The sequence below is a fragment of the Natribacillus halophilus genome (assembly GCF_900100185.1).
Taxonomy (GTDB): Bacteria; Bacillota; Bacilli; order Bacillales; family Marinococcaceae; genus Natribacillus; species Natribacillus halophilus.
In genome coordinates this window covers 353,988-366,642 of record NZ_FNEN01000001.1, presented here as the reverse complement: position 1 = coordinate 366,642, position 12,655 = coordinate 353,988, and the positions used below count along the sequence as shown (strand labels likewise).

The window sequence follows — 12,655 nt, the reverse complement described above, 5'->3', positions numbered from 1 at the left end:
TCAAAAGGCGTTGGATTCGGCCCGAGAGGGATCAGAAGAGCGATGCGATCCCTCAAAAGACAGTAGTTCCAGCCTGAGAGGGATCAGAAGCGTGATGTGATCGCGATTGGCGGTCCAACGGCCGTGGTTACCTACCCTAGCGAGGTCCTTCTTTTTTTCCCTTCTGTTGTCGTCTGCGTCCGTGGTTGCTATAATGTAAGGTAGTTTTCCTACGGGGTTTTTGAATAATCAGGAGTGATCGCTTTGACAAACGAAGAAATCAGCAACCGCCAGGCGCGGATAAGGAATTTTTCCATCATTGCCCATATTGATCATGGGAAGTCAACATTGGCCGATCGGATTCTCGAACATACAAAGACGGTCTCGGAACGTGACATGCAAGCGCAGGTTCTCGACGAGATGGAATTGGAAAGAGAGCGGGGCATTACGATTAAACTCAATTCGGCTCAGCTTCGCTATGTGGCCAAAGACGGGGAGGAATACATATTTCACTTGATCGACACGCCGGGACATGTCGATTTTTCATATGAAGTATCACGGAGTTTGGCCGCGTGTGAAGGGGCCTTGCTCGTCGTCGATGCTTCCCAGGGCATTGAAGCACAGACGCTCGCCAATGTCTATTTGGCGTTGGATAATGATCTGGAGATTTTGCCGGTCGTGAACAAGGTTGACCTCCCCAGCGCGGAACCTGATCGTGTGAAACAGGAAATCATCGATGTCATCGGCATCGACCCGACCGAAGCGATCCATGCCTCCGCGAAAAGCGGTCTCGGTATCGAGGATATTATGGAAGAAATCGTCGAAAAAGTGCCCGCTCCTGCGGGCGACCCCGATGCGCCTCTTCAGGCCTTGATTTTTGATTCGCTATACGATTCCTATCGCGGCGTTATCGCCTACATTCGTATCGTGGAAGGAACGGTGCGAAAGGGCGACAAGATCAAGATGATGGCCAACGGCAAAGAGTTTGAAGTCAGTGAAGTGGGGATTTTTACCCCCAAGACCGTGGCTACTGACGTGTTAACCGTCGGGGATGTGGGATTTTTAACCGCTGCTATCAAAAATGTCGGCGATTCCCGGGTTGGTGACACGATCACTAAAGTGCGGCATGAAGCGCCCGAACCGTTGCCGGGGTACAAACGCATGAAGCCGATGGTTTTCTGCGGGTTGTTTCCGGTTGATGCCAGCAACTATAACGCTCTAAGAGATGCACTGGAACGTCTGGAGTTAAACGACAGCGCACTCCAGTATGAAGCGGAGACGTCGCAAGCGCTTGGTTTCGGTTTTCGCTGCGGTTTTCTCGGACTCCTTCATATGGAAATTTTACAGGAACGGATTGAGCGGGAGTACGGGATCGAACTGATTACGACGGCTCCGAGTGTCATTTATCATGTCTATCAAGCCGATGGTACCGTTCTGGAAATCGATAATCCGAACAACATGCCCGAGCAACAAGCTGTCGAAGAAGTCGAGGAGCCCTATGTGAAAGCGACGGTGATGGTGCCGAATGATTTCGTCGGGCCGGTGATGGAGTTATGCCAAAAAAAACGCGGTGAATTTATCGATATGCAGTACCTGGACGAAAATCGCGTGAACATGACGTATGACCTTCCGTTAACCGAAATCGTGTATGACTTTTTCGATCAGCTAAAATCGAATACGAAAGGGTACGCGTCGTTCGATTATGAGCCGATTGGGTATCGGTCGTCCAATTTGGTAAAAATGGATATTTTACTCAACGGCGAAAAAGTCGACGCCCTTTCCGTGATCGTTCACCGCGATATGGCTTATGAGCGCGGAAAAATCATCGTCGAGAAACTGAAAGATCTCATTCCGCGCCAACAATTCGAAGTCCCCGTGCAGGCGAGCATCGGCAACAAAATCATCGCCCGCGCCACGATCAAAGCCTTGCGAAAAAATGTGACTTCAAAATGTTACGGCGGCGATATCACACGAAAAAGAAAGCTGTTGGAGAAACAGAAAGAAGGCAAACGCCGCATGAAAAATGTCGGCAAGGTGGAAATCCCCCAGGAAGCGTTTATGTCCGTGTTGCGCATGGATGATGATGAAAAGAAATAAACCGACGCGATCCGAGGGAGCCGCAGCCGGGAGGAGGGAGAAAAGTGAAGGCAGGGACATACGTTCACATTCCCTTTTGTCACCAGATCTGTCACTATTGTGATTTTAATAAAGTGTTAATCAAAAATCAGCCCGTGGATGAATATCTTGCCGCATTGCAGAGGGAAGGGGAACTGCGGCTGGATGGGGGCGCCCATCCTATGGATACCCTCTACATCGGGGGCGGCACACCGACGTCCCTTTCCGCAGAGCAGTTACAAACGTTATTTGTCAACTTGCAGCGCGCCGGCCTGTCATGGGACGAGCAGAGTGAAGTAACCGTTGAAGTCAACCCCGACGGCATCGATGAGCAACGGTTATATGCGCTGAAAGACGCTGGCGTAAACCGGCTCAGTATCGGTGTGCAGACGTTTTCGCCAACTTTGTTGGAGACGATCGGTCGTACTCATAGTGTAGATGATGTCGGTGAGACGATCAGCTTGGCACGAGAACTTGGCTTTAATAATATCTCCATCGATTTAATGTTTGCCTTGCCCGGACAAACGATGGACCAGTGGGAGGAAACGCTTCAGCAAGCGATCGTGCTTGCCCCTGATCACGTTTCGGCCTATGGGCTGAAAATCGAAGCGAAAACCCAGTTTTATAATTGGCTACAGACCGGGCAATTACAGCCGTTAAGTGAAGATGAAGAGGCGGACATGTACGACATCCTGCTTTCGCGTCTCGAACATTCAGGGTACGGACAATATGAAATCAGCAACTTCGCGAAAACGGGGAAAGAAAGTCAACATAATCTATTATATTGGCGGAATCAATCGTATTTGGCCTTGGGCGCGGGCGCCCACGGATATGTAGAGGGCGAGCGGTATGGCAATATTTTACCGATCCCCCATTATTTAAAAACGGTCCAAAAAGGAACGTTGCCGGAACGGTCGCGGGAAGCCGTTTCAATCCAGGCGCAAATGGAAGAAGAGATGTTTCTCGGCTTGCGCCTGCAGGAAGGCGTTCATATCCCTCATTTTAATCATAAGTTCAACACCTCTTTTCACGACATTTACGGGGACGCCTATAGGCACCTTATCAATGACGGCTTATTACAGGATGAAGGCGGAAGATTAACATTAACGGAGAAGGGCAAATTACTTGGCAACGAGGTCTTTGCTTCTTTTTTGCTTGAGCCTGAGATTTAACGCGTTGACAAACGATACGGGCATTTGATAAGTTAACACTAGCATTAGCACTCGTTAATCTTGAGTGCTAACAGAGGTGATGGACGATGCTTAGTCGGCGTCAACTGTTGATATTGCAAGCCATCGTCGATGATTATGTCCAAACTGCCGAACCGATAGGTTCCCGGAGTATGTCCAAACGAGAGGACATTTCTTTCAGCCCTGCGACCATCCGTAATGAGATGGCTGATCTGGAAGAAATGGGTTATATTATCAAACCTCATAGTTCTGCAGGGAGAATTCCGTCCAACAAAGGATATCGGTTGTATGTGGACCATTTATTAAGGCCAGAGCCTCTACAGGAACACGAAATTTTAGATATGGAAAAATTTTTTACCCGCCGCATCTCTGAGGTAGAAGCCGTGATGAGAAAAACGGCGGCGGTTCTATCGGAATTAACGAGCTATGTGTCGGTCGTGTTAGGCCCGGAAATGGAACATACACGCCTGAAACAGTTGCAGATGCTCCCGTTGAGCGGGAGGCAGGCGATCGCCATTCTCGTTACCGATTCGGGTCATGTTGAAAATCGGACGTTTGACATCCCTGAACAGATGAATGCCTCTGATCTTGAGAAAGTCGTCAATATTTTAAATGAACAACTGGTGGATACGCCCATTGGTCAATGGGAAGAGAGGCTGTTGACAGAAACGAGGCGTTTACTCCATCGGCATGTGCGTCATTATGAAGATATGTTTGGCGTGCTGCGGGATGCCTTTAAAACGCAAAGGAGCGATCAAGTCTTTTACGGAGGCATGATGAATTTAATGATGCAACCGGAATTTCAGGACGTTGATCGTGTGCGGATGATTTTTGAGTGGCTCGATCGCAGCGAGAATGTGCACACGCTCCTTTCCCGCACCCAGGAAGGGTTAAGCGTACGGATCGGACGGGAAAATGACATCGAGGCTTTTGCTGATTTAAGCATGATTACAGCGACCTATTCCATCGATGGCAGTACGGTCGGATCGCTAGGTGTCATCGGGCCGACAAGAATGGAATACGAACGCGTAATTAGGCTTATCCGGCAATTCGCCACTGGGTTATCAACGTCCTTGACGAGGAAATATCGTCATGATAAGTAGACGGCTAACGGAGGGAGAGGCCATCTCCCTTCTCTTATGTGCTCAGAACGTTAGTAAAGCAAGATGTGGAGGTGAAAGGCATGAGTGAAAAGGCAAACGAACAACATTCGGATGAAGAGGCAGAAATCATCGAACCTGAAGCAGAAGATAGCCCTTCCGCCTCTACAGAGGAGAACGAAGACGTCTCCGAACACGAAGAGGAGCTTCAGAAGTTGCAAGCGGAACTGGAAGAATGGAAAGGAAAGGCTAAACGCGTTCAGGCGGATTACGACAATTTCCGGAAACGAACCCGGGCGGAAAAGGAAACCGCCACGCAGTTTCGGTCGCAGTCGTTGATGGAGGCTTTACTGCCGGTGCTTGACAGTTTCAAGCGCGCCTTTGCGTCCGATACAGGGGAAGCTGAGGACCTTTATAAGGGGATGGAAATGGTCCATCGTCAATTCGTGGAAGCCCTTGAATCCGAAGGCCTGGAAGAAATTAAAACCGAAGGCGAAATCTTCGACCCTAACGTCCACCAAGCTGTCATGCAGGTGGAAGAAGAAGGATTTGAATCCAATCAAATCGTGGAAGAATTGCAGAGAGGTTACAAACTAAACTCCCGCGTTATCCGACCGGCTATGGTTAAGGTTAACGCATAATCGTAAAATGAATCGCGTTAGTGGATCAAGGAGGAATAAAAATGGCTAAAACAATCGGTATTGACTTAGGAACAACGAATTCATGTGTGGCAGTAATGGAAGGCGGGGAGCCGGTCGTCATCCCCAACCCTGAAGGGAACCGGACGACGCCTTCAGCTGTTGCGTTTAAGGATGGAGAAAGACAAGTCGGTGAAATCGCCAAGCGTCAAGCGATTACGAACGAGAACACGGTTCTCTCCATCAAGCGCCATATGGGTACGGATTACACTGTAGACATCGAGGGTAAAACGTACACCCCCCAGGAATTATCTGCCATCATTTTACAGAAATTAAAAGCGGACGCGGAAGCCTATCTTGGCGATGACGTAACCAATGCGGTCATCACCGTTCCGGCTTATTTTAATGATTCCCAGCGGCAAGCGACCAAAGATGCGGGCACGATTGCCGGGCTTGAAGTTGATCGGATCGTCAATGAACCGACCTCAGCTTCACTCGCCTATGGCCTGGAAAAAGAAGAAGACCAAACGATCCTCGTCTTTGACCTTGGCGGCGGCACATTTGATGTGTCCATCCTTGAACTTGGCGATGGCTTCTTCGAGGTGAAGTCAACATCCGGCGATAATGAACTCGGCGGCGATGACTTTGACCAGGTGATTATCGATCACATGGTTTCCGAGTTTAAAAAAGAAAACGGCGTCGATCTTTCCAAAGACAAGATGGCTATGCAGCGCCTGAAGGATACGGCGGAAAAAGCGAAAAAGGAACTTTCCGGGGTCACGCAAACCCAGCTGTCGCTTCCGTTTATCACCGCGGATGCCTCCGGCCCGAAACACCTGGAGCAGAGCTTGACGAGAGCTAAATTCGAGGAACTCTCTTCCCATCTCGTAGAAAGAACGATGGGCCCTGCCCGCCGGGCGATCTCGGATGCCGGTATTAATGCGTCCGACATTGATAAAGTCATTCTTGTCGGTGGTTCAACACGGACGCCGGCAGTCCAGGAAGCGATCAAAGGTTTAACAGGCCAGGACCCGCACAAAGGCGTCAATCCTGATGAGGTTGTTGCGCTGGGTGCGGCTGTGCAGGCGGGTGTACTCGCCGGAGACGTTCAGGACGTTGTCCTGTTGGATGTGACGCCGTTATCTCTCGGGATCGAGACGATGGGCGGTGTTTTCACGAAGCTTATCGAGCGGAATACGACCATTCCGACGAGCCAATCGCAAGTATTTTCAACAGCCGCGGATAATCAGTCTTCCGTTGATATTCACGTGCTCCAGGGCGAGCGTGAAATGGCGGGCGACAACAAAACGCTCGGCCGTTTCCAACTGACGGACATTCCGGCGGCGCCTCGCGGTGTTCCGCAAATCGAAGTGACGTTTGACATTGACGCCAACGGTATCGTTAATGTGCGCGCTAAAGACAAAGGTACGAATAAAGAACAATCGATCACGATTACGTCTTCTTCCGGTCTTTCCGAGGACGAAATCGAAGAGATGGTCCAACAGGCAGAAGAAAATGCCGAAGCTGACAAAGCGAAGAAAGAAGAAGCTGAACTTCGCAATGAAGCGGATCAACTGATTTTCACCGTCGACAAGACGATTAATGATCTCGGGGAGAATGTCGAGGAGACGGAAAAACAAAATGCGGAAGACGCGAAGAGCAAGTTGCAGGAAGCCTTAAACGGCACAGATCTGGAAGCGATTCGCACCGCCAAGGATGAACTCGAGCAGCTCGTGCATTCCCTCTCCCAGAAAATGTATGAGCAGATGGCCGAGCAGGCGCAAGCCGAACAAGAAGAACAAGGCGAAGGCCAGGACGGGTCCCAGGATGAAGACGTCGTTGATGCCGACTACGAAGAAGTCGACGACGAAAACGACGATCAACAGAACAAGGCATAACCATCCGCTAAAGTAGGATCATTTGAAAAGTCAAAGTCAGGATCTCTTGACTTTGACTTTTTCACTGCAATAGGATGCTGTTGTGAACGGAGTGAACGGATAGGGCTTGCGATCGGGAGCAATCCAAAGTATGATACCGTCATGCTGGAATTGAACGGGAGTGAAATGGAGAATGAGCAAGCGAGACTACTATGAAGTTCTCGGTGTCGATCAAAATGCATCCGATGATGAGATAAAAAAATCATACCGTAAATTGGCACGCAAATATCACCCAGATGTCAACAGCGAGGACGGCGCCGAGGAAAAGTTTAAAGAGGTAAAAGAAGCTTATGATACGTTAAGCGATCCGCAAAAGAAAGCGAATTACGATCAATTCGGCCACGCCGATCCAAACCAGGGATTCGGCGGCGGAGCCGGTGATTTTGGCGGCAGCGGCTTCGGCGATATTTTCGATATGTTTTTCGGCGGCGGAGCCCGTCGGGACCCGAACGCGCCACGACAAGGGGCAGACTTGCAATACACGATGACGCTGGAATTTAAGGAGTCCGTGTTTGGCAAAGATACCGATATTGAAATTCCCCGGGAAGAAACTTGTGAGACGTGTACCGGGTCCGGGGCGAAGCCGGGAACGAGCCCCGACACGTGTGGACGCTGCGGTGGCAGCGGCCAGTTGAATATCGAGCAAAGCACACCCTTCGGAAGGGTTGTCAACCGACGGGTCTGTGACCAATGTGAAGGCGCAGGCAAAATCATTAAGGAAAAATGTAAAACGTGCCAGGGCGCAGGCAAAGTTAAAAAACGCAAAACGGTGCACGTCAACATTCCGGCAGGCATCGATCACGGCCAGCAAATGCGCCAGCCGGGTCACGGAGAGGCCGGCCTCAACGGCGGACCACCCGGAGATTTGTTTATCGTCATTAATGTCAAACCCCACGAATTTTTCGAACGGGATGGCGACGATATTCGCTGCGAAATGCCATTAACGTTCTCGCAAGCCGCCCTCGGCGATGAAATCGAAGTTCCGTCGCTGGAAGGAAAAGTGAAAATTAAAGTCCCCGCGGGCACACAGACGGGCCGAAGCTTTCGTCTGCGCAGCAAAGGGGTCTCCAACGTTCATGGCCGCGGCACAGGAGATCAAATCATCAGCGTACGTGTGATCACACCGAAGAAATTGAGCGATCGCCAGAAAGAGCTGTTGAAAGAGTTCGCGGAAGAAAGCGGCGAAGAAGTGGATGAACACAGCAGCAACTTTTTTGAGAAGGTGAAACGCGCATTTCGAGGGGAGTAATCCCTTGTAAAGCCAGGCTTTCCATTTTCGTGGAAAGCCGCTTTTTTCAGGATAGTTGTTGCCACCAAAAAAGGGGAATCCTGTGTTAGAAGTCGTCGTTAGGTCATCGAAGGCAGATGGGACCCTAACGTGTGACCCCGGAGTGCGTTAGGTCGCCAACGCAGGTAGTTGGAACCCTAACGCGTCATCGTAGAAGTCATTAGGTCGCCAACCCAGCACATAAACAAACGTATACCCAAAAGCTATATCACGGGAGGAAAATAGCATGGATTGGACAGAATACCGTGTACATACGACCCATGAAGCCGCAGATGCTGTCTCGCATGTGTTAACAGAACAGGGAGCAAACGGGATCGTCATCGAGGACGCCAAGGATCGGGAAAACCGGCCGCAAGACTCCGATCACATCGGCCAGCCGTCTGTTGAGCACCTGCCGACCGAAGGGGTTGTCCTGAAAGTCTATTTTCCCGCGGATGTGGTCAAAATGGATGATATCCGGGAGGCACTGACCGTTTTTAAGCAGCGCTCAGACCTGGTTACGGGGAGCTTAGCGATCTCAACGGAACAGCTAAAAGAAGAAGACTGGGAAGAAGCCTGGAAGACGTATTATAAACCTGTAAAAGTATCAACGAATCTCACCATCGCCCCGTCCTGGGAGCAAGTGAAACCCGGAGAAAATGAAACCGTCATCGAACTTGACCCCGGGATGGCCTTTGGAACGGGCACTCATCCAACAACCCTACTCTGTTTACAGGTGCTCGAGCGCATCGTTCGCAAAGGGGACCGCGTGCTCGATGTGGGAACGGGATCCGGCATTTTAAGTATCGCGGCCGCGAAATTCGGCGCCTCGGTGTTTGCGTATGATCGGGAGGATATGGCCGTTAGAGTCGCGAATGAAAATATCAGGATCAATGACGTTGAAGAGCAAGTCAGGGTCGCGAAGAGCGATTTATTTTCCGATGTAAAAGAGAGAGGAGACATCATCGTAGCCAATCTGCTGGCGGATATTATCATCCGCATGGCGCCGGAAGTCAAAACTTACCTAAACGATGGCGGCTTGCTTCTCGTCTCCGGCATTATCAAGGATAAAAAAGCGGATGTCCGCCAGGCATTGGAAAATAACGGTCTCGTGCTCGTAGAAACGCTTGAGCAGGAGGGCTGGGTCGCCCTGTTGCTAAAGGAGGAATGAGCTTTGCAGCGTTATTTCGTCGCGGATGAGCAATGGTCAACAGAGACCGTCATGTTAAAAGGAGAGCAAGCTCATCATATCGTTCGCGTGATGCGTATGTCACCCGGAGATGTTATCATTTGTATTGATGAAGGGGGACAGGCAGCTTACAGTCGTCTCGCCCACGTCCATCCGGATGAAGTGACGTGTCAGGTCGAGGAGTGGCTGGATGCCGACACGGAACTTGCGATTAATATCACCGTTGCCCAGGGGGACCTCAAAGCAGATAAATACGAATGGGTCGTCCAGAAAGCAACAGAAATGGGCGCAGTGACCATCACCAACTTTCCCGCCGATCATTCTGTGGTCAAGTGGGATGAGAGAAAAAGCGCAAAACGACAGGCGCGTTTTGCAAAGATTGCCCGGGAAGCGGCGGGACAATCGGAACGTTTGCACATTCCCGCAATCGAACGAAAAGAATCGCTGGCGTCATTGACCGAAGAAGCGAGCACATACAATCATTTATGGATCATTTCAGAACAAAGCGCACGAGAAGGCAATCATTATGCGTTGGCTGATGCATTGGGCTCGGTCAAAGCTGCAGAGAACATTTTACTTATTTTCGGTCCCGAAGGCGGTTTTTCCGAGCGCGAACACCTTGCGTGTACCCGCGCGGGGTTCGTGCCCGTGAGCCTCGGCCCCAGAATCCTGCGGGCGGAAACGGCACCGGTGGCGACGCTCGCGATGCTGGTTTATCATGTAGAGTTAAAGAGGTGAAATAGATGTCAAATACTGTCGCTTTTCATACCCTCGGATGCAAGGTCAACCATTATGAAACGGAAGCGATTTGGCAGCTGTTTAAAAAAGCAGGCTATGAACAGACGGAAACACGTGCCGATGTGTACGTGATCAACACGTGTACCGTGACGAACACAGGTGATAAAAAAAGCCGGCAGGCGATCCGTCGGTGTATTCGCCAAAACCCCGATGCCGTCATTTGCGTAACCGGTTGTTACGCGCAAACCTCGCCGGCAGAAGTTATGGATATTCCCGGGGTGGATATCGTTGTCGGCACGCAGGATCGCTCCAAAATGATCGGCTACATTGAAGAATTCAAAGCGTCCCGCGAGCCGATCAATGGTGTGAACAACATCATGAAAACCCGGGTTTATGAGGAACTGGATGTCCCGGCTTTCACCGACCGCACACGGGCGAGCCTGAAAATTCAGGAAGGATGCAACAACTTCTGTACATTTTGTATCATCCCCTGGGCGCGTGGCCTATTGCGCTCCAGGCTGCCGGAAGACGTGTTGCAGCAAGCCCGCCAGCTCGTGGACGCGGGCTATAAAGAAATCGTCCTCACCGGTATTCATACCGCCGGATACGGTGAAGACTTTAAAGATTATAACTTCGCGGCGCTTTTACGCGAGCTGGAGCAGGTGGAAGGATTGAAACGCTTGCGGATTTCTTCGATTGAAGCAAGTCAGATCACCGACGAAGTGGTCGATGTCGTCCGTAACTCCGAAAGAATCGTCAATCATTTCCACATTCCACTGCAAGCCGGTTCGGATACGGTCCTTAAAAGAATGCGAAGAAAATACACTACGGCTTATTACCGTGAACGTGTTCAGCGTTTGAAGAATATTTTTCCTGATTTGGCCATTACAACTGATGTCATCGTCGGCTTTCCGGGCGAAACGGACGAAGAATTTCGGGAGACGTACGACTTTGTCCGCGATTTGGGCTTTACCGAGCTCCACGTCTTCCCCTATTCGAAACGGACGGGAACACCGGCAGCGCGCAGAGAAGACCAAGTGGACGATGATGTGAAAAAGACACGAGTTCAACAGCTTATTCACTTATCGGAGCAACTCGCCAAAGAATACGCTTCGCAACACGAAGGAGAAGTCGTCGATATTATCCCTGAGGAAGCGGATAAGGAAGATCCGGACAGTGACTTCTATATCGGTTACAGCAGCAACTATCTTAAAGTGAAAGTACCGGCCTCTGCTGATATGATCGGCAAAATTGTACGGGCCAAAATTACAAAAGCCGGCTATCCCTACAGTGAAGCTGAATTTATCCGCGTGCTTGACGGCACGGGGGCATTGGAACGCGTCTAGGGGTGATTTTAGCGCGCTGCTCCCCCGGTCAATCGTTCGATGAAGGTTGCAAACGGATTGACGAATGGCAGAACCAGAAGCGAGCAGACCAGGTTGAAAATCACCGATGCATGGGCCACCTGGACAGCAGGATCAATCGTTAAAGTCATAATCATGTCCGAAAAAATGCCGAGAATCGGCAGAAAGAGCAAAACGCCGCCGATGTTTAGGAAAACATTCGCCATCGCGGTTTGCATCGCACCGCGTTTGGCACCGAGCGCAGCCAGCACGGCTGTCAGGCACGTGCCAATATTGGCGCCCATCATAATGGCAATGGCGTTTTCCAGTTGAATAAAGTCATTCGCGTACATTTGCAGGCCGATGGCAATCGTCGCTGTGCTTGATTGAATGATCGTCGCGATGATCGTTCCGCCTAAAACGGCTGTACCAGCCGATAGATCGTCGTTTTCCAGCAGCCATTCCGTCCAGCCTTGGCCGGTGAGTTCCTGTCCCCAGGAACTCATCCCGTCCATCGCGAGAAACATACAGCCGACGCCGCAAAGAATCGTTCCCGGCAAAAATAACGGTTTCATTCGCGTTAATAGAAAAATGACGCCGGCCCCTATCGATACCAACCCGAGTGTTTCCCCCGAAAAAACGAGAATTTCCAATGTTAAGGTCGTACCGACGTTACTGCCGAGCATGACACCGATCGTTTGCCGGAAAGGGATAATACCGGCTGCGACGAGACTGACGGCCAAGACCATGACAGCCGAACTGCTCTGCAACAACGCAGTGATGAGAAAACCGACGATAAAGCCGGCAAAAGGATGACTCGTACTGTTAACGATCATGGTTCGCACGTGCTTTGGCGGGGATTGACCGAGCCCTGCACGAATGAGCGCAACACCAAACAGGAAAATGAAAATGTATACAATCATGATTAATAATGAGTAGTCCATCGCTCGTCCTCCGTAGTCCATATGTATGGTTGTCTCGCCTTCGTTATGATTAAAACGCTATGCTGGAGGTGGGAAGTGGGAAGTGAGAGGTAAGAAGAGGAAATGCCCAATCATTTACGCCCCAATGTACGTGGCTATCCGGCTATTGGGGTATGAAATCGAGCATTTCATCCCCCACGGAGTGCCCCGTCTGGCATTTGGGGTATGAAATCGAG

10 protein-coding genes are annotated in these 12,655 nt (G+C 50.5%); 9 read left to right on the top strand and 1 reads right to left on the bottom strand.

Annotation, left to right across the window (positions count from 1 at the left end; translation table 11 throughout):
- The first annotated feature begins 243 nt into the window (after window positions 1-243).
- From lepA to mtaB, 9 genes are all read left to right on the top strand, one after another.
- The gene (gene lepA / locus BLS58_RS01865; RefSeq protein WP_090395844.1) at window positions 244-2,076 is read left to right on the top strand and encodes a translation elongation factor 4; all 1,833 of its coding nucleotides are present in this window, start codon (window positions 244-246) and stop codon (window positions 2,074-2,076) included.
- A 44-nt stretch (window positions 2,077-2,120) separates the two neighbouring features.
- Window positions 2,121-3,266, top strand: coding sequence for a radical SAM family heme chaperone HemW (gene hemW / locus BLS58_RS01860; RefSeq protein WP_090395843.1), 1,146 nt, complete (start codon window positions 2,121-2,123; stop codon window positions 3,264-3,266).
- Window positions 3,267-3,352: 86 nt separating this feature from the next.
- On the top strand, window positions 3,353-4,387 hold the full coding sequence (gene hrcA, locus BLS58_RS01855) for a heat-inducible transcriptional repressor HrcA (RefSeq protein WP_090395842.1): 1,035 nt from the start codon (window positions 3,353-3,355) through the stop codon (window positions 4,385-4,387).
- An 80-nt stretch (window positions 4,388-4,467) separates the two neighbouring features.
- A complete protein-coding gene (gene grpE / locus BLS58_RS01850; protein WP_090395841.1) occupies window positions 4,468-5,025 on the top strand; it encodes a nucleotide exchange factor GrpE in 558 nt (185 codons plus the stop codon).
- Window positions 5,026-5,066: 41 nt separating this feature from the next.
- Entirely contained in the window at window positions 5,067-6,920 is a 1,854-nt protein-coding gene (gene dnaK, locus BLS58_RS01845) for a molecular chaperone DnaK (protein WP_090395840.1), read from the top strand.
- Window positions 6,921-7,092: 172 nt separating this feature from the next.
- Entirely contained in the window at window positions 7,093-8,208 is a 1,116-nt protein-coding gene (gene dnaJ, locus BLS58_RS01840) for a molecular chaperone DnaJ (protein ID WP_090395839.1), read from the top strand.
- A gap of 265 nt (window positions 8,209-8,473) precedes the next feature.
- The gene (gene prmA / locus BLS58_RS01835) at window positions 8,474-9,397 is read left to right on the top strand and encodes a 50S ribosomal protein L11 methyltransferase (protein ID WP_090395838.1); all 924 of its coding nucleotides are present in this window, start codon (window positions 8,474-8,476) and stop codon (window positions 9,395-9,397) included.
- Window positions 9,398-9,400: 3 nt separating this feature from the next.
- Window positions 9,401-10,153, top strand: coding sequence for an RsmE family RNA methyltransferase (locus BLS58_RS01830; RefSeq protein WP_090395837.1), 753 nt, complete (start codon window positions 9,401-9,403; stop codon window positions 10,151-10,153).
- A 5-nt stretch (window positions 10,154-10,158) separates the two neighbouring features.
- A complete protein-coding gene (mtaB, locus tag BLS58_RS01825) occupies window positions 10,159-11,499 on the top strand; it encodes a tRNA (N(6)-L-threonylcarbamoyladenosine(37)-C(2))-methylthiotransferase MtaB (protein ID WP_090395836.1) in 1,341 nt (446 codons plus the stop codon).
- 8 nt (window positions 11,500-11,507) lie between these two features.
- Here mtaB and BLS58_RS01820 read toward each other — a convergent pair whose 3' ends face one another.
- Window positions 11,508-12,440, bottom strand: coding sequence for a Na/Pi symporter (locus BLS58_RS01820; protein WP_218126116.1), 933 nt, complete (start codon window positions 12,438-12,440; stop codon window positions 11,508-11,510).
- Window positions 12,441-12,655: the final 215 nt, after the last annotated feature.